A 16,477-nucleotide genomic window follows, 5' to 3' on the forward strand; every position below is an offset into this window, starting at 1 on the left:
CCCGTCCCCGCTGCTGTCTGCTGGCCGGATCAGACCAGAACCATTTGCAGCGCGCAATCGGTGCCTCAATCAAGACGCTGCGAGATTGAGCAGGCCGGCAATCCTGTCCTTGCGTGTTTCGGCCACCAGCCGGCCCAACTCGCTGGTGCCCCGCATCAGCACCAGCGTCGAACGGCGCGGAATGGCCATGTTCCGGGCCAGTTCGCTATTGCCGTAGCTGTCCCAGTCCACCCGCAGGATAGGGATGGCCGCATAAGCCGCGCTTTCACCCTGCAGGGCGTCGAGCACGCGCTGCTGGGCCGCACAGGTCGGGCACCAGCTTGCATGGAAATTGATCAGATAGGGCGCGCCGCTATCGACAAGCCCCTCGAGTTCGGTTCCGGTGTAGTCGATGAACTCCAGCGCTCCAGCGGCTCCCGCCACAAAACCTGAAACGCTGATACCGGCCAGGCCGGCCAATAGGTGTCGACGTGTGATCATGCACTTGTCTCCTTAGATGCTCACGGACAGATCGACCAGCCAGGCGGGCAACACGCCCAGCGCCCAGGCTTCCAGCAAACGGTCGATACGGAAAATGATCGCCAGGCCCACCAAGGCCAGGCCCACGCCCAGCGCCGTCTTGGCGTGTGGCGCGAACTGCAGCAGCAATGCACGGCGTCCGGATAGCGCGGCGCGCGTGCCATAAGCCAATCCCAGCACGATGCTTGCCGAACCCAGCGCGAAGAACGCCATAATCAGCCCGGCATAAAGCAGGTCGTCGCCCTGCGCGGCAAGCCCGATGGCGCCACCCAGCGTCGGGCCGATACAGGGTGACCAGGCCAGCCCCAAAAGTGCACCGGCTGCCGCCTCACCCCACAGCCCGCGCCCCTCGACCTGACCGAGCAGACGCGTGCTGCCGCTGGCCGTGGCCCCGGCAAGGCGGGAAAATTGGGTTTGCAGGGGTGGGGTCAGCATGACCAGGCCAAAGCCGAGCATGGCCCAGCCGGCCCCCAGCGCAATGGCCTCCTGCGGCAGGCCCAGTGCACGGGTCAGCGCAAAGGCGCCCAGTCCGGCCAGGGTAAAGCTCAGAGCCATGCCGCCGGCCATCGCCAATGGGGCCAGCCGATGCCGCGCCAGCGCACTGGCGCCGATCAGCGGCAACAAGGGCAAAACACAAGGGTTGATCAGCGTCAGCAGGCCCGCTGCAAAGGCCAGAACCAGATCGAGCAATCCCGCGCTCCCATTCCGCTCTCTTCGAGAAACTATACTGGAGCGCCGGGCGCAAAGTTACAGCACCGCGATGAACAGCCCGTGATCAGGCCGAGAGCACCGCATCCACTTCCGCCCGGCTGGGCGGCTGGCAGCCGATCCGGCCGCAATTAATGCCGGCAACCACGGCGCCGAACTGCAACATGGTTTTCAGTTGTGCGGCATCAAGGGTGGCTAGTCCCCCCGGTTTGAGGGCTTTCGCCTCGCCCAGCCAGGTCAGGATGCCCGCCATCAGGCTATCTCCGGCGCCGACAGTATCGCCGAACACTGCGGGCCTGTAGATCGGTGCGGCCGCACTGGCAGTGCGCGAAAAGGCGCGCGAGCCTTCTTCGCCCATTGTCACCACGACCAGCTCACAATTGGGCCGCGCCAGCAGCTCGGCGGCATGGTCTTCCACGCTCTCGCCCGGCTCAAGCCAGGCGTGGTCTTCATCCGAAAGCTTGATCAGATGCGCCTTGTCGAGAAACTGGCTCAGCCGCGCCCGGTAACCGGCCTCGTCCTCTATCAGCTTGTCGCGCACATTGATGTCGATGGAAATCGTCGCGCCGCGCTCTGCAGCAGCATCGACCACATCGGCCCACACCACCGCGTCCTCTTCCAGGATCGGCGAGAACCCGCCGATCTGATAGAGCTCCACCTGTCGAGGTAGCCCCGCCAGGAGGCCATTCCGGGTGAAGGCCCGGTCGGCGCCGCGTTCGAACACGTAGCTTGCCTGCATTTTTGCATTGAAGCTGACGATTGCCTTGGTGGTCGGCGCCGTGACGCGCTCTTCGAGCAGCACCGAAACCCCGGCCTCGGCCAGCGGTGCCAGCAGCACATCGCCATACTCGTCCTGGCTGATCGGGCACAGAAACCCTGTCGGGTTGCCCAGCTTGGATAGAGCAATAGCGCAGTTGAAGGGCGATCCGCCCGCATGCGCTACCCGCTCCGCGCCCGGCTCGGCCGAGACCGGCACCAGATCGATCAGGCTTTCGCCACCGACAACGAACATGCATTCCTCCCAAGCACCGGCATTGGCCCGCTGCTTACCACTTTCGTATCAGATGTCACCAGCCAGATGCGGCAAACTCCCGCATTTCCGCCACAATCACGTTGACCCACCGAACGGATAATGCTCAATCGGTTCTGGAAATAAGCGCGGATTAGCGCGGCTTTTTGAACTCTGGGGAGGCGCATTCACATGCAAGCGCTTGCCGTGCTGGTCCGGATGATCAGCGCCATCAATTGGCTTGTGGGGCAGATACTGTCCTGGCTGGCCTTGGCCTGCGTGCTGGTGTGCTTCACCGTGGTCGTGCAGCGCTATGTGTTCAACACTTCGACCCTTTGGATGCAGGACCTCTATGTTTGGATCGGCGGCGCCATGTTCACTGGCGTGGCAGGCTTTGCCTTGCTGCGCAACGACCATGTGCGGGTTGACGTATTCTACCGTCCCGCTTCGGTCCGCCGCAAAGCCATTGCCGACCTGATCGGCGTGCTGCTGTTCCTGCTCCCCTATGTCTATGTCGTCTGGACCTACACCTTTACCGCCGTCGCCCGCTCCTGGGGCTTCATGGAAGGATCGGCCAATATTGGCGGCATGCCCGGCCTGTTCATCCTGAAAAGCTTCATCCTGCTCTTTGCCATTCTGGTCGGCTTGCAGGGCCTGGCCATGGCCGCGCGCGCCATTCTGGTGCTGGCCGGCAAGGAAGAGCTTCTGCCCCAGCATCTGCGCTATGAGCAGCAGAACGATGACACCCCACATACTGGAGAGATCGCCTGATGGATCCCGTGCTTCTCGGCGAGATCCTCTCCGCCGTCATGTTCTTTGGTGTCATTGGCGTGCTCATGCTGGGCTTTCCGGTGGCCTTCTCGCTGGCAGGAACAGCGCTGATCTTCGGCCTGGTCGGCTGGTGGCTGGGCGTTTATGACCCCTCCAACTATGGCTCGCTGGCCGGACGCTATATCGGGCTGATGACCAATGAAGTGCTGGTCGCCGTGCCGCTCTTCATCTTCATGGGCGTCGTGCTCGAGCGCTCCGGCATCGCCGAGCAGTTGTTGCTCACCATGGGCAAGCTCTTTGGCAATCTGCGCGGCGGGCTGGGCCTGTCGGTCATCGTCGTTGGCGCGCTCCTGGCCGCCTCCACCGGTGTCGTCGGCGCCACCGTCGTCACCATGGGCCTGATTTCCCTGCCTGCCATGCTGCGTGCCGGCTACGATCCTAAACTGGCCACCGGCGTCATCTGTGCCTCGGGCACGCTGGGCCAGATCATTCCGCCTTCGACCGTGCTCATCTTCATGGGCGACATGCTGGCCGGCATCAATTCCCAGGTGCAGATGGAAAAGGGCAATTTCGCCCCCGAGCCCGTCTCGGTCGGCGCGCTGTTTGCCGGCGCCATCCTGCCCGGCCTGCTGCTGGTCGGGCTCTATGCCGCCTTCATGGTCTTCAAGGCCATCACCGATCCCAAATCCTGCCCCGCCACCCCGGTCCCCGAAGACGAAAAAGCCGGGCTGATGCGCGAAGTCTTCGTTGCCCTGGTGCCGCCGCTGCTGCTGATCGTGGCCGTGCTCGGCTCAATCCTGGGCGGCGTCGCCACCCCCACCGAAGCGGCCTCGGTCGGCTCGGTCGGCGCCATGCTGCTGGCCCTTCTGCGCCGCCGCATCAACTTCTCCATCCTGCGCCAGGCCGTCATTTCCACCGCCACCATCACCTCGATGGTGTTCATCATCCTGTTCGGTGCGGCGGTGTTCTCCATCGTCTTCCGCATGATGGGCGGCGACAATCTGGTGCATGAATTCCTCTCCTCCATGCCGGGTGGGGCCATCGGCGCCATGATCGTCGTCATGTTGATCATGTTCCTCCTGGGCTTTATCCTCGACACGTTCGAGATCATCTTCATCGTCATCCCGATCACCGCCCCGGTGCTTCTGGCGCTCGATGTCGATCCGATCTGGCTCGGCGTCATGGTGGGCGTCAATTTGCAGACCAGCTTCCTCACCCCGCCCTTTGGCTTTGCCCTGTTCTACCTGCGCGGTGTCGCCTCCAACGCGGTCTCGACGGGTGCCATCTACCGTGGCGCCGTACCCTTCGTGATCCTGCAACTGATCGGCATTGCCCTGCTGTTTGCCTTCCCGCAGCTCATAACCTGGCTGCCCGATGTGCTGTACTAGAGGACCATCTGTACTGAGGTCGTGATAGGGGCTGGAGGGTCATTCGACCCTCCTCCCCATGCCGACAGGCAAATGAACTGCCCACCCTCGGCTTGCGTAGTGCAGGCAAGGAGGCGCAGTCATGACTGATTTGAAGTCTTTTCCGGTGGGTGGCCTTGCCGTGGTGATTGGTGCCAACGGCGGCATTGGCAGGGCTCTTGTCCAGGCCCTGTCAGACGGCAATCAATTTGGTGCTGTGTTGGGCTTTTCGCGCCGCGCCGATGGCCTTGACCTGACCGATGAGGCCTCGATCGCCAAGGTTGCTCACCGCGTTCATCAAGGCAACATTCCAATCCGGCTCGTCATCGTCGCTACGGGGCTTCTCCATGATGATGAGGGATTGCAGCCCGAAAAGAGCTGGCGCCAGCTCGATGCGGACCGGCTGGCCCGCAACTTTGCCGTCAATGCCACCGGCCCAGCGCTCGTGGCCAAGCATTTCCTGCCGCTCCTGCCGCGCGAGGGCAAGGCGGTCTTTGCTGCCATTTCCGCCAAGGTCGGCAGCATCGGCGACAATCGCCTGGGCGGCTGGTATGGCTACCGCGCGGCCAAGGCGGCGCTGAACCAGTTGATCCACACTGCCGCCATCGAACTGCAACGCAACCGCCCCGACGCCTTCGGTGTGACGCTGCATCCGGGGACGGTCGCCACGCCGCTCTCGGCCCCCTTCACAGCCTCCGGCCATGACCCCGTAACCGCAGAATTCGCAGCCGCACGGCTGCTCGGCGTCATCGACAATCTTCGCGCCGCGGACAATGGCCGCATGCTCGACCACACAGGTCAGCCACTGCCCTGGTAGGATCTGGACTAGCCGCGCAGCCCCGGCGCTTCCTGCCCGGTCGCCTGGACATACTCGCTATAGCCCCCGCCATAGGCATGAACGCCTTCCGGCGTCAGCTCCAGCACGCGATTGGAGAGGGCGGCGAGGAAATGCCGGTCGTGGCTGACAAACAGCATGGTGCCTTCGAAGTTTGACAGCGCCTCGATCAACATCTGCTTGGTCTGGATGTCGAGATGGTTGGTCGGCTCGTCCAGCACCAGGAAGTTCGGCGGATCGAACAGGATCAACGCCATGGCCAGCCGCGCCTTTTCCCCGCCCGAGAGCACCCGGCATTTCTTTTCAATGTCGTCGCCGGAAAAGCCGAAACACCCGGCCAGCGCGCGCAGGGGCGCCTGCCCCGCCTGCGGAAAGGCGGCTTCCAGCGTCTGGAAAATCGTCATGTCGCCGTCGATGCCATCCATGGCGTGCTGCGCGAAATAGCCCAGTTTCACGCTCGGACCGCGCAACACTGACCCCGCATCGGGTTCGGCCGCTCCGGTCACAAGCTTGAGCAGCGTCGACTTGCCCGCGCCATTGACCCCCAGAATGCACCAGCGCTCGCGCCGCCGCACATGGAAATCCAGCCCGTCATAGATCGAGCGGCTGCCATAGGCTTTCTTGACCTTCTCGATGCGCACGATGTCCTCGCCCGAACGCGGCGCCGGGCGGAATTCGAAGGCCACGGTCTGCCGCCGCTTGGGCGGCTCGACCCGGTCGATCTTGTCGAGTTTCTTCACCCGGCTCTGCACCTGCGCGGCGTGGCTGGCGCGCGCCTTGAACCGCTCGATAAAGGCGATTTCCTTGGCCAGCATGGCCTGCTGCCGCTCGAACTGGGCCTGCTGGTTGCGATCGGCGATCTCGCGCTGACCCTGGTAGAAGTCATAATCGCCGGTGTAGCTGGTCAAGACCCCGGCATCGATCTCGATGATCTTGTTGACGATCCGGTTCATGAAAGCCCGGTCGTGCGAGGTCATCAAGAGCGCGCCGCTGTAATTGTTGAGGAAGCTCTCCAGCCAGATCAGGCTTTCAAGGTCGAGATGGTTGCTCGGCTCATCGAGCAGCAGCACGTCGGGCTTCATGAGCAGGATACGCGCCAGCGCCACACGCATCTTCCAGCCGCCCGACAGCGCGCCGACATCGCCATCCATCATCTCGGCCGAAAAACCCAGCCCCGCCAGCACTTCGCGCGCCCGGCCATCGAGCGAATAACCGTCCAGTTCCTGAAAGCGTCCCTGCACCTCGCCATAGCGCTCGATAATCGCATCCATGGCGTCGGCCTTGTCCGGATCGGCCATGTCAGCTTCCAGCACGGCCATCTCAGCCATCAGCTCGCTGACCGGTCCGGCCCCGTCCATCACCGCACTGACCACCGATTGCCCGCTCATCTCGCCCACATCCTGGCTGAAGTAACCAATGGACGTGCCCCGATCGACCGACACCTGCCCCTCATCGGGCGGCTCCTCACCGGTGATCATCCGGAACAGTGTGGTCTTGCCCGCCCCATTGGGGCCCACCAACCCGATCTTTTCGCCCTTCTGCAGCGCGGCGGAAGCTTCGATAAAGATAATCTGCTTGCCGTTCTGCTTGGAGATATTGTCGAGTTTGATCATGGAAAGGCCTGGGATGCGCGGCGCATTGACGCCGAAGAAAACGAAGCGCTCCTAAAGCATCCCCGACCGCTCCGGGCAAGGGACCTGGCCGGTCACCAGCCATGCCCAAACAAAAAACCCCGCTGCGGGCGCAGCGGGGTCGCGATTTGGCCGCCGGAGCGTCCTGCGCTTAGTCGTACTTGATGTACTTTTCGCGGGCCACCAGGAATGGCATGTCGGTGCCCTCGGTGCGGGAACGCAGCAGGTTGAAAGCGGAGATGAAGCTCTCGGCCGCTTCCTTGGTCAGCGCATCGCCGCCTTCGCGGATTTCCGAAATCAGTTCCATCGAAGCATTGGCGCCGGCCTCGATGATTTCCTCGGGGAACTGACGGACATTGACGCCATGCTCGTTGACCAGAGCCTGCAGCGCGCGCGGGTCATTGGCATACATATCCGAGGACACATCGTCATAGGAGGCCTGGGCCGCAATGCGGACGATTTCCTGCAGGTCTTCGGGCAGTTCGGCCATCTTGGCCTTGTCGACCACGACTTCGGTGGCCAGGCCCGGCTCGACGAAGCTGGGGAAGTAGTAGTTCTTGGCAACCTGGTGGAAGCCGAGCGCCAGATCGTTATAGGGACCGACGAATTCGGCGGCATCCAGCGTGCCGGACTGCAGCGCGGCAAAGATTTCGCCCGCGGCAAGATTGGTCACCGAAGCGCCCAGCTTGGCCCAGACCTGACCACCCAGACCCGGGGTCCGGAAGCGCAGGCCCTGCACATCGGCAACGCCGGTCAGCTCGTTCTTGAACCAGCCACCCGCCTGGGTGCCGGTATCGCCCGAAAGGAAACCCTGCAGGCCGAACTGGTCGTAGATCTTGTCCCAGATTTCCTGGCCGCCCAGATAGCGCACCCAGGCACCAAGCTCGCGATTGGTCATGCCGAAGGGCACGCCGGTGAAGAACGACAGCGCCTGGCTCTTGTTCTGCCAGTAGTAAGCAGCGCCATGGCTCATTTCGGCCGAACCATCGATCACCGCGTCCAGCGCCTGCAGGCCGGGAACCATTTCACCAGAGGCAAACACCTGCACGGTCAGACGGCCGCCGGATGCCTTGGTAATGCGGTCGGCCAGCTTCTGCGCGCCAACGCCCAGGCCCGGGAAGTTCTTGGGCCAGGTGGTGACCATGCGCCAGGTAATATTGCCCTGGGCAATCGCCGGCGTGGCCAGCGTGGTGGCCGCTGCCGCAGCGCCAATGGTGGCGACCGAAGCCTGCTTGAAGAATTCGCGTCTTTTCATGGGTGTCCTCCCGGTACACTGATGAGAATTGTTGTTTCACCGTACGATCTGGAACCAGCCGCCCGGTGCTTGGGCGCTAACAAATCAATCCGCGCTCATTCTGTCCAGCATCTTGTTGCCGGATATAGCGAATTCTCGGCGGCGTTCGGGTTGCGCCAAGAAAACTCACGCAGGCTAGGGATTAAATACTGCATGCCGGTGTGTGTCCTGATAGCGGGCCCGCAACCGCGGTCCGTCAACAGGAGGGATAATCCCATGCATTTCCGTTCGCTTCTCGCCGGCGCCGCAGCGCTGGCTTTGCTGTCCACCCCGATTCCGGCCGCCGAATATCTGGGCGGCGCGGTCATGTCGACCGACATTGGCGGCCAGATGGTTCTGACCGATGCCAATGGCATGACGCTCTATATTTTCGACAAGGACGAGCCAGGCGTCTCCAATTGCTATGAGACCTGCGCGGAAAAATGGCCGCCGCTCTTTGCCGATGACGCAGCCATGGCTGAAGGCGATTTCTCCATCGTCGAGCGCACCGACGGCACCAGAATGTGGGCCTATAAGGACATGCCGCTCTACTACTGGGTCGAGGACATCAACCCCGGCGACACCACGGGTGACGGCGTCGGCGGCGTCTGGCATCTTGCCGTTGAATAAATAGGGCGATTTAGCTCCGGATAACTTTGGCGTGGTCGATTTTCTCGATGAGCTCGAAGCCTGCGTACCGGCCCTGCGCCGCTATGCCCGCGCGCTCACGCGCAATATCGACCACGCCGATGATCTGGTGCAGGACTGCCTGGAGCGCGCCATTTCCCGCCGGGGCCTGTTTCGCCCCAGCGGCCCCATGCGCCCCTGGCTTTTTACCATCCTCGTCAATCTGCATCGCAATGCGCGCCGCACCGCACAACGCCGCGGCAAGCATCTGGACGCCGACAGCCTGCCCGATCTGGGCACGCCGGCGCCGCAACACAGTCATCTGGCACTGGCCGAACTCTCCCGCGCCATCGATGACCTGCCGCTCGAACAGAAGGAAACGCTGCTACTGGTTACCCTCGAAGGCATGGCCTATGCCGAGGCCGCAGGCATTCTCGATATTCCCCTGGGCACGCTGATGAGCCGGCTGGGCCGCGCTCGCGCCAGTCTGCGTCAATCGACCGGTGAGGACCAGCAACCGCACTTGAGGTCGGTCAAATGATGGACGTCACCCGCGATACGCTGATGGCCTATCTCGACGGCCAGCTCGATGGTGACGCCCGCGCCGCCGTCGACGCCTGGCTGGCCGACAATCCCGATGCCGCCATCGAGCTGGCGCAATTGCAGCGACAGAACGAAGCCATCAATGCCCTGTTTGGCCCGGTCGCGACCGAGCCGGTCCCGCCTCGCCTCAATGCCCACCGCCTCGCCCTGACCCAGTCCCGGCGGCGTTGGCAGAGTGTGGCGCGGACCGCCATGATTGTAGGCGTATTGGGCATCGGCATCGCCACCGGCTGGCTGCTGCGCCCCGCCTCCGACACTCCCGCTCTCTACAATCGCCTGATTGCCGACGCCGTCAGCGCCCACACGGTCTATGTCGCCGAAAACCGCCACGCCGTCGAAGTGGCCGGCACCGAAACCGACCATCTGGCAAGCTGGCTCTCCAATCGCCTCGGCACCGGGCTGGCCATGCCCGACCTGGCCACCGCTGGCCTCAGTTTTCTCGGTGGCCGCCTGCTGCCCGCGCCCGCCATTCCCGGCGGCCGCGCAGCCCAATTGATGTATGAGGATAGTGCCGGCGAGCGGGTGACGCTCTACATCACCCCCAGGAGCGGCATCGATGGCCCCAATCTCGAACTGGTGCGCCTGGGCGGCGACAACGCGCTTTACTGGGCCGGCGCCACCATCACCTGCACCATTGTCGGCCCACAATCCGCCGAGACCCTGCAAGCCCTCGCCGACAGCGTCTTCGCGCAATTGACACCGTCTTCGCCGCCGGGCGCCGGCTATCGCCCCATCTAGCCGCGCTTGGGCGCGTTGCGCGGTGGAATGTCGTTCGAATAGATATTGTGCAACCCGACATTGAGAATGTCACGCTCGCCGCACAGCGCCATGGTGGTATCGAGCTCCTTGCGGATGATCTCGAGCACGCGGGTCACACCCGCCTCACCACCCGCACCGAGCCCATAAAGCATCGGGCGGCCGATAAAGGTCGATTTCGCCCCATAGGCCAGCGCCTTGATCACATCCTGCCCGCTGCGAATACCGCTATCGAGATAGACCTCGGTCCTGTGGCCGACACGTTCCACGATCTCCGGCAGCACGCGAATGGTCGAGGGTGCGCCATCAAGCTGGCGACCGCCATGATTGGAGACCACGACGGCATCGGCGCCATTGTCCACCGCCGCCTGCGCATCATCGGCGTCAAGCACGCCCTTGACGATGACCGGACCGCCGAAGCGCTCCTTGATCCATTTGACGTCGCCCCAGTTCAGCGTCGGATCAAACTGGCTCGCCGTCCAGGCCGAAAGCGAGGCCAAGTCATGGTCACCGCCCACATGACCCACGATGTTGCGAAATGTGTGCCGCTTGGTGCCCAGCATGCGCAGGCACCAGAGCGGATGCTGCATCATCTGCCAGACCGAATATGGCGTGAACTTGGGTGGCGTCGCCAGCCCGTTCTTGATGTCCCGGTGCCGCTGCCCGAGGATCTGCAGATCCATCGTCAGCACCAGCGCCGAGCACTTCGCCGCCTTGGCCCGGTCAATAAGGCGATTAATGAAGTCGCGGTCGCGCATCACATAGAGCTGGAACCAGAACGGCGCCGAAGTGTTTTCGGCAATATCCTCGATCGAGCACACGCTCATGGTGGAGAGCGAAAAGGGGATGCCAAACTTTTCCGCTGCCTTGGCCGCCTTGATCTCGCCATCGGCTGTCTGCATGCCGCCGGTTGCGGCCGGCGCGATCGCCACGGGCATGGCGATCTCCTGGCCCAGCATCTTGACCTTGAGATTGCGCCCCTCAAGGTTCACCGCCACCTTTTGATTGAGCTTGATCTTGCCAAAATCGCTCTCGTTCTCGCGATAGGTCCCCTCGGTATAGGACCCGCTATCGGCATATTCGAAGAACATCTTTGGCACACGCCGATGAGCCAGCCGCTTCATTTCATCAACGGTAAGGACCTTGTCCATGGCGGTCATAAGCGGCGCTCCGGTGTGGTTTCCGGCTTGCTCTAGCAACTAACATGTTAGTCTTCAAGCCGTGCCTTGGGCCAAATCTCTCCTACGGAGAGATTTAAGGCGAGAAGGCCACGAACCCGCCTTATCAGCCCCTTCCCCTGTTTCGGGGGAGTGTGGAGGGGTGCAGTTCATCGCGCGGCGTCACCGCCCCTCCTTCCCCGCCCCACCACGAGGGTCGAATATATCGTCACGAAGCCGAACAGCACCATGGCGCCGGCCAGCACATGCGCCTTGTCCCAGTCGAGCCGCTCGACAAAGTCGTAAATGGCAATGGAGAGCACCTTGGTCTGGCCTGGAATATTGCCACCGATCATCAGCACCACGCCAAACTCGCCCATCGTGTGGGCAAAGGCCATGATGGCGCCCACCAGATAGCCTGGGCGCGCCAGCGGCAGCGCAATGCGGATAAACCGCTGCGAGCGGGAAGCGCCCAGCGTGTCGGCCACTTCCAGCACTTCGGTTTCGATGGCGGCAAAGGCATTGCGCAGCGGCTGCACCATGAAGGGCAGCGAGGCGATCACCGAGCCGATCACCAGGCCGGCAAAGGAAAAGGCCAGCGTCCGCGCACCCCACAAGCCAGCCAACCAGCCGCCCGGCCCGTTTGGCCCCAGCGCCAGCAACAAATAGAACCCCAGCACCGTGGGCGGCAGCACCAGTGGCAACGTCACCAGCGCGCCCACCGCTTCGCGCCCCCGCCCCCGCCCATGCGCCAGCCACCAGGCAATGGGAGTCGCAACCACGATCAGGATCACTGTGACGCAAAGCGCCAAGGCCAATGTCAGAAGGATTGGTGAGATCAGTGGGTTGAGGTCCATCAGGGGACAGAATATCCCGACGCCTCGATCACCGCTACTGCTGCATCACTCCGCAAAAAGTCCAGAAAAGCCAGCGCTGCCGGATTGTCCGCGCCCCGGTTGAGCAGCGCGGCCCCCTGCGCGATAGGCCCGTGTAGTGCCGCTGGCACCAGCCAGATGTCGTCCTTGCCCAGCACCTGGCTGGCCGCGACAAATCCCAGCTCGGCATTACCGCTTTCGACAAATTGCAACGTCTGCGAGATGTTCGCGCCGGTGACCAGCCTGGCTGCGATGGCGTCATAAAGCCCCAGCGCGTCCAGCGTTTCTACCGCCGCCTGCCCGTAGGGTGCCGCATCCGGCTCCGCGATGGCGATCCTGGAGAAGTCGCCGGAAAGAAGCGTTGGCTCGGCGTCCAGACCGGGCCCGTAAAGCGCCAGTCGCCCCTCGGCATAAACAAAGAAGCTATCCGCGACCGCCAACCCTTCAGCGATCGCCCTCTCCGCACGCGCCGTATCGGCGGCCAGGAACACATCAAACGGTGCCGCCTGGCTGATCTGCGCATAAAGCTGCCCGGTCGCGCCAAAGCTGAGAACCGCCTCATGGCCCGCCTCAGCCTCGAACAGCGCCGCCAGTTCTTCTGCTACCGCGGTGAAGTTGGCAGCCACGGCAACATGGGCGGTCTCGGCCCCGACGGGGACCACACCACCCGATAGCGTGAGCAAAGCAAGAAATACGATACTAGGGACGTTTGTCTTGGTGCTCCGAGCCACCGCTACAACCGGCTCAGCACCCTCCCCCTTGCGGGGAGGGTTGGGGAGGGGGGCTCGCGCGATGATTGCCCGAGCGCCGTTCCAATACGGCAACGATCGCGTGATAGACGCCCTCCCGATTTGTCAGCACATCATTGTTCGAAAATCGCAGAACCTGAAACCCACGATCCGCTAGATACTGATCTCGCGTCGCGTCATTGCGTTGCACGACAGGTTGCCCGTGCGTGTCGCCGTCGATCTCAACGACCAGCCCGGCATGGAGACACGCGAAGTCAACAAAATAGGGACCAATCTCAACCTGCTTCCGGAAGTGCCAACCATTGGTCCGGAGCCCATAGATGGCCCGCCAGAAGACGCGCTCGGCCATTGTTGGGTTTGCCCGCAGTTTTCGGCGAAGCTGCTTGCTCAACAGACCCCCTCCCCAGCCCTCCCCGCAAGGGGGAGGGTGTCGCACTGTGCGTGCCACAATATCATGGCCAATACCGAAGCAGCATCTCCTCCCTTGACGGGGAAATTGGGAAGGGACGCCCACACATTCAGACTCGGACGCTCCAACTTGCTCCGATACCGAGCTCTGCCCAACCTACCCCCCCAGCGCACTCGCTTCCTTGGCCAGCGCCTCGATCCGCGCAAAATCACCGCTCGCCAGCGCATCTGCAGGCATGATCCAGGAGCCCCCTACGCAGATCACATTGGGCAGCGCCAGATAAGTCTTCGCCTTGGCCGGATCGATGCCGCCCGTTGGGCAGAAGGTGATATCGGGCAGCGGCGAGGCGAACGCCTTGAGTACGGGAGCACCGCCCAGCGCTTCGGCGGGGAAGAATTTGAGGAAGCTGTAGCCGCGCTCGGCTGCCGCCATCGCCTCGGTCGGCGTGCCAATGCCGGGAAGCAAGGGAATGGCCACATCCTCGGCCGCATCGAGCAGGCGCGGCGAGGCACCGGGCGACACCATGAAACGGCATCCCGCGTCCACCGAACTCTTCATATGCGCCGCGTTGCGTACCGTGCCCGAGCCGACGATCGCCCCGCTCACCTTCGCCATTTCTTCCATCACCTTGAGCGCATTGGGCGTGCGCAGGGTCACCTCCAGCACCGGCAATCCGCCGGCGACCAGCGCTTCGGCCAGCGGCCGCGCCTGGGCCACATCATCGAGAATGATCACCGGCACCACCGGAGCAAGCGAAAGGATGGAGCGAATGGCGTTGGCGTCCTGCGGCATGGCTTTGATCTCCCGGTGCACTAAAGCTGGTCTGAGGGTTAGGCGGATGGCGAATTTCTCGCAAGACGATTCATTGAAATGAAAGTCAAAAATACCTAGGTTCCGCCACGCGCTGTGAGGCGCACACATTTATCGGGCCTTCAAGCAGCAAAAGTGACGCCCACTTTTCCTGAAAGCCGGAAGATGCGACGGGAGGCCCATCATGGTGCAGACGATCAATGCGGTGACACCGCTCACCGAGGCCCGCGCCATTCTGGCCGACAGCTTTGACCTGAAATATTCCAAGGCGGTCGAGCGCGCCACCGACAGGATCTTCGATCGGGTCAAGGACAAGATCCCCGAGATCGAGTGGCCCTTTTATGCGCCGCTGATCTTCCAGATCAATCGGCTCAAAAAGGAAAAAGACGCGGTCATTCTGGCCCATAATTACCAGACGCCGCAGATCTATCACGGCGTGGCCGATGTGGTGGGCGACAGCCTGCAACTGGCCGTGGAGGCCACCAAGGTCACCCAGTCGGTCATCGTGCAATGCGGCGTGCACTTCATGGCCGAGACTTCAAAACTGCTGAACCCCGAAAAGACGGTGCTGATCCCCGATAGCCGGGCCGGCTGCTCGCTTTCGGAAAGCATCACCGCCGAGGATGTCGTGGCCATGCGCGAACAATATCCCGGCGCCCCGGTCGTGACCTATGTGAACACATCGGCCGCCGTCAAAGCCGTCACCGACGTGTGCTGCACCTCCTCCAACGCGCTCGACATCGTCAATCGCGTCGAAGGCGACACGGTCATCATGATCCCCGATCAATATCTGGCCGCCAACACCGCCAAGAAGACGAAAAAGAAGATCATCACCTGGGCCGGCGCCTGCGAGGTCCACGAGACCTTCACCGCCGAAGACATTTCCGAGCTCCGCCACGCCTATCCCACGGCCAAGATCATTGCCCATCCCGAATGCCCGCCCGAGGTGATCGACGCGGTCGATTTTGCCGGCTCTACCGCCGCCATGATCGACTGGGTCAAGACCACCAAGCCGCCTCGCGTGGTCATGGTCACCGAATGCTCCATGTCCGACAACGTGGCCAGCGAAACCACCGGCGTCGACTTCCTGCGCGGCTGCAATATCTGCCCGCACATGAAGCGCATCAATCTCGAAAACGTGCTCTGGTCGCTACACACCGGCACGGAGGAAGTCACCATCCCAGAGGAGATCATCGCCCCGGCCCGGCTGGCCGTCGAACGGATGATCGAGCTGAGCCGCAAGGGCGACTAGGGCCGCTTGGCGATCAGATCGATCTCCACCAGCGCCCCCACGGCCAGCGCTGTGACCCCGATGGTCGTCCGCGCGGGCAGTTTTCCTGGTTCAAAGAATGTCGGCCACAGCGCGTTAAGCGCTGCATAGTCCCGCTCGAACTGGGTGAGATAGATCCGGGCCATGGTCACATGCTCGAGCCCCAGCCCGATCCCATCGAGCACGATCTTCAAATTGTCCATCACCCGCGCCGTCTGGGCCTCGATACCCTCTGGCAGGGGCGCATCAGGCGCCGCCGGGTCGGTTGGCATCTGCCCGGTGATAAAGACAAAGCCATCGGTTTCGACCGCATGGCTGAACGGCGCAACGGGGCGGGGGCCGGCGGAAATCATGTGATAGAGCAGTTCACTCATGGGCAGCGTAACCTTCTGCGGATCAGACCCGCAAACGAGCCTGTGCCATGGCCTCCTGTCAACCACCCGTGAGCAGGCTTGCCCCGGCCCGTTGAACCGGTCAGACTTGTTCTTGCCATGAGCATACACCGACTGGTTTTTGCTGCACTGCTGCTGGCCCCGGCGCCTATCACCCCCGGCCTGGCCCAGCCCTATGGCCAAAGCCAGGCACAGTCCGCCCAGCTGGATAGGCTCTTCTCCCAGCTCTCCGCCTCAACCGACGCACAAGCCGCCCGCACCATAGCCAACGATATCTGGCAGATTTGGATTCATCCCGATGATCCAGTGCTCGACGCGCGGGTGTCCGAAATCATGACGGCGGGGGGCTTTGCCGGGCCGGCCAGCCAGCTTCCCCTGATTGATGCGCTGGTTGCCGACTATCCCGACTATGCCGAGGGCTGGAACCTGCGCGCGACAGCACACTTTCTCAATGGCGCCTATGAGAAGTCGCTGTCCGATATTGCCGAGACGCTCAAGCGCGAACCGCGCCATTTTGGCGCCCTTTCCGGCCGTGCCCTGATCTATCAAGCCCAGGGAAAGCGCGAGCTGGCCCTTGAAGCGATCACGCAGGCGCTCGATATCCATCCTTTCCTCGCAGAACGCGCCTTGTTTCCCGAACTGGGCCCGCCCCCCATTCGCAGCTGAACCCGAATAGG

At 62.8% G+C, this 16,477-nt stretch carries 19 protein-coding genes; 8 read left to right on the forward strand and 11 right to left on the reverse strand.

The window, feature by feature from the left end:
* Positions 1 to 69 precede the first annotated feature (69 nt).
* The 3 genes from GO014_RS14975 to GO014_RS14985 form a co-directional block, all read right to left on the reverse strand.
* A complete protein-coding gene (locus tag GO014_RS14975) occupies positions 70 to 480 on the reverse strand; it encodes a thioredoxin family protein (protein WP_157291116.1) in 411 nt (136 codons plus the stop codon).
* 12 nt (positions 481 to 492) lie between these two features.
* Complete coding sequence (locus GO014_RS14980; RefSeq protein ID WP_157291117.1) at positions 493 to 1,209, reverse strand: cytochrome c biogenesis CcdA family protein; 717 nt, start codon at positions 1,207 to 1,209, stop codon at positions 493 to 495.
* 85 nt (positions 1,210 to 1,294) lie between these two features.
* Entirely contained in the window at positions 1,295 to 2,239 is a 945-nt protein-coding gene (locus tag GO014_RS14985; protein ID WP_157291118.1) for a carbohydrate kinase family protein, read from the reverse strand.
* 189 nt (positions 2,240 to 2,428) lie between these two features.
* Between GO014_RS14985 and GO014_RS14990 the strand changes: the two genes are divergently transcribed.
* From GO014_RS14990 to GO014_RS15000, 3 genes are all read left to right on the forward strand, one after another.
* Complete coding sequence (locus tag GO014_RS14990; RefSeq protein WP_116589897.1) at positions 2,429 to 3,007, forward strand: TRAP transporter small permease subunit; 579 nt, start codon at positions 2,429 to 2,431, stop codon at positions 3,005 to 3,007.
* The gene (locus tag GO014_RS14995) at positions 3,007 to 4,395 is read left to right on the forward strand and encodes a TRAP transporter large permease (RefSeq protein WP_157291119.1); all 1,389 of its coding nucleotides are present in this window, start codon (positions 3,007 to 3,009) and stop codon (positions 4,393 to 4,395) included. Before GO014_RS14990 ends, GO014_RS14995 begins: the two co-directional genes overlap by 1 nt.
* Positions 4,396 to 4,516: 121 nt before the next feature.
* Entirely contained in the window at positions 4,517 to 5,230 is a 714-nt protein-coding gene (locus GO014_RS15000; RefSeq protein ID WP_157291120.1) for an SDR family NAD(P)-dependent oxidoreductase, read from the forward strand.
* A gap of 8 nt (positions 5,231 to 5,238) precedes the next feature.
* On the opposite strand, the gene GO014_RS15005 is transcribed toward GO014_RS15000, so the two are convergent.
* Positions 5,239 to 6,861: an ABC-F family ATP-binding cassette domain-containing protein gene (locus GO014_RS15005; protein ID WP_157291121.1), complete on the reverse strand. Its 1,623-nt coding sequence runs from the start codon at positions 6,859 to 6,861 to the stop codon at positions 5,239 to 5,241.
* 169 nt (positions 6,862 to 7,030) lie between these two features.
* Positions 7,031 to 8,134 carry a TRAP transporter substrate-binding protein gene (locus tag GO014_RS15010; protein ID WP_157291122.1) on the reverse strand — a complete coding sequence of 368 codons (1,104 nt, stop codon included), beginning with the start codon at positions 8,132 to 8,134 and terminating at the stop codon, positions 7,031 to 7,033.
* A gap of 255 nt (positions 8,135 to 8,389) precedes the next feature.
* On the opposite strand from GO014_RS15010, the gene GO014_RS15015 reads away from it, so the two are divergent.
* The 3 genes from GO014_RS15015 to GO014_RS15025 are packed head-to-tail and all read left to right on the forward strand — an operon-like array spanning position 8,390 to position 10,120.
* Positions 8,390 to 8,782, forward strand: a complete 393-nt coding sequence (locus GO014_RS15015; protein WP_157291123.1) for a COG4315 family predicted lipoprotein — start codon at positions 8,390 to 8,392, stop codon at positions 8,780 to 8,782.
* A gap of 31 nt (positions 8,783 to 8,813) precedes the next feature.
* Positions 8,814 to 9,320, forward strand: coding sequence for a sigma-70 family RNA polymerase sigma factor (locus tag GO014_RS15020; RefSeq protein ID WP_343030982.1), 507 nt, complete (start codon positions 8,814 to 8,816; stop codon positions 9,318 to 9,320).
* On the forward strand, positions 9,317 to 10,120 hold the full coding sequence (locus GO014_RS15025) for an anti-sigma factor family protein (RefSeq protein ID WP_157291124.1): 804 nt from the start codon (positions 9,317 to 9,319) through the stop codon (positions 10,118 to 10,120). The genes GO014_RS15020 and GO014_RS15025 overlap by 4 nt, the downstream gene beginning before the upstream one ends.
* Here GO014_RS15025 and GO014_RS15030 read toward each other — a convergent pair.
* The 5 genes from GO014_RS15030 to eda form a co-directional block, all read right to left on the reverse strand.
* Positions 10,117 to 11,289, reverse strand: coding sequence for an alpha-hydroxy acid oxidase (locus GO014_RS15030; RefSeq protein ID WP_157291156.1), 1,173 nt, complete (start codon positions 11,287 to 11,289; stop codon positions 10,117 to 10,119). The genes GO014_RS15025 and GO014_RS15030 overlap by 4 nt on opposite strands.
* Before the next feature lie 176 nt (positions 11,290 to 11,465).
* Complete coding sequence (gene modB, locus GO014_RS15035) at positions 11,466 to 12,152, reverse strand: molybdate ABC transporter permease subunit (protein WP_157291125.1); 687 nt, start codon at positions 12,150 to 12,152, stop codon at positions 11,466 to 11,468.
* A complete protein-coding gene (modA, locus tag GO014_RS15040) occupies positions 12,152 to 12,853 on the reverse strand; it encodes a molybdate ABC transporter substrate-binding protein (protein WP_157291126.1) in 702 nt (233 codons plus the stop codon). The genes modB and modA overlap by 1 nt, the downstream gene beginning before the upstream one ends.
* 61 nt (positions 12,854 to 12,914) lie before the next feature.
* Positions 12,915 to 13,310, reverse strand: a complete 396-nt coding sequence (locus GO014_RS15045) for an endonuclease domain-containing protein (RefSeq protein WP_246204654.1) — start codon at positions 13,308 to 13,310, stop codon at positions 12,915 to 12,917.
* Between the two features lie 174 nt (positions 13,311 to 13,484).
* Complete coding sequence (gene eda, locus GO014_RS15050) at positions 13,485 to 14,120, reverse strand: bifunctional 4-hydroxy-2-oxoglutarate aldolase/2-dehydro-3-deoxy-phosphogluconate aldolase (protein ID WP_116590122.1); 636 nt, start codon at positions 14,118 to 14,120, stop codon at positions 13,485 to 13,487.
* Positions 14,121 to 14,322: 202 nt separating this feature from the next.
* Here eda and nadA point away from each other — a divergent pair, with 202 nt between their 5' ends.
* Positions 14,323 to 15,390, forward strand: coding sequence for a quinolinate synthase NadA (nadA, locus tag GO014_RS15055; protein WP_157291127.1), 1,068 nt, complete (start codon positions 14,323 to 14,325; stop codon positions 15,388 to 15,390).
* Here the strand turns inward: nadA and GO014_RS15060 are convergent.
* Entirely contained in the window at positions 15,387 to 15,773 is a 387-nt protein-coding gene (locus tag GO014_RS15060) for a RidA family protein (RefSeq protein WP_165836914.1), read from the reverse strand. The genes nadA and GO014_RS15060 overlap by 4 nt on opposite strands.
* Positions 15,774 to 15,899: 126 nt before the next feature.
* Between GO014_RS15060 and GO014_RS15065 the strand changes: the two genes are divergently transcribed.
* On the forward strand, positions 15,900 to 16,466 hold the full coding sequence (locus GO014_RS15065; RefSeq protein WP_157291128.1) for a tetratricopeptide repeat protein: 567 nt from the start codon (positions 15,900 to 15,902) through the stop codon (positions 16,464 to 16,466).
* The last annotated feature ends 11 nt before the right edge of the window (positions 16,467 to 16,477 follow it).

The organism is Devosia marina, from assembly GCF_009758415.1.
Lineage (GTDB): Bacteria > Pseudomonadota > Alphaproteobacteria > Rhizobiales > Devosiaceae > Devosia > Devosia marina.

What these genes read in the sequence shown, in the direction of transcription:
- GO014_RS14975 (WP_157291116.1), bottom strand. Translation starts at nt 480, where the DNA reads ATGATCACACGTCGACACCTATTGGCCGGCCTGGCCGGTATCAGCGTT.
- GO014_RS14985 (WP_157291118.1), bottom strand. Translation starts at nt 2,239, where the DNA reads ATGTTCGTTGTCGGTGGCGAAAGCCTGATCGATCTGGTGCCGGTCTCG.
- GO014_RS14990 (WP_116589897.1), top strand. Translation starts at nt 2,429, where the DNA reads ATGCAAGCGCTTGCCGTGCTGGTCCGGATGATCAGCGCCATCAATTGG.
- GO014_RS14995 (WP_157291119.1), top strand. Translation starts at nt 3,007, where the DNA reads ATGGATCCCGTGCTTCTCGGCGAGATCCTCTCCGCCGTCATGTTCTTT.
- GO014_RS15000 (WP_157291120.1), top strand. Translation starts at nt 4,517, where the DNA reads ATGACTGATTTGAAGTCTTTTCCGGTGGGTGGCCTTGCCGTGGTGATT.
- GO014_RS15005 (WP_157291121.1), bottom strand. Translation starts at nt 6,861, where the DNA reads ATGATCAAACTCGACAATATCTCCAAGCAGAACGGCAAGCAGATTATC.
- GO014_RS15010 (WP_157291122.1), bottom strand. Translation starts at nt 8,134, where the DNA reads ATGAAAAGACGCGAATTCTTCAAGCAGGCTTCGGTCGCCACCATTGGC.
- GO014_RS15015 (WP_157291123.1), top strand. Translation starts at nt 8,390, where the DNA reads ATGCATTTCCGTTCGCTTCTCGCCGGCGCCGCAGCGCTGGCTTTGCTG.
- GO014_RS15025 (WP_157291124.1), top strand. Translation starts at nt 9,317, where the DNA reads ATGATGGACGTCACCCGCGATACGCTGATGGCCTATCTCGACGGCCAG.
- GO014_RS15030 (WP_157291156.1), bottom strand. Translation starts at nt 11,289, where the DNA reads ATGGACAAGGTCCTTACCGTTGATGAAATGAAGCGGCTGGCTCATCGG.
- modB (WP_157291125.1), bottom strand. Translation starts at nt 12,152, where the DNA reads ATGGACCTCAACCCACTGATCTCACCAATCCTTCTGACATTGGCCTTG.
- eda (WP_116590122.1), bottom strand. Translation starts at nt 14,120, where the DNA reads ATGCCGCAGGACGCCAACGCCATTCGCTCCATCCTTTCGCTTGCTCCG.
- nadA (WP_157291127.1), top strand. Translation starts at nt 14,323, where the DNA reads ATGGTGCAGACGATCAATGCGGTGACACCGCTCACCGAGGCCCGCGCC.
- GO014_RS15065 (WP_157291128.1), top strand. Translation starts at nt 15,900, where the DNA reads ATGAGCATACACCGACTGGTTTTTGCTGCACTGCTGCTGGCCCCGGCG.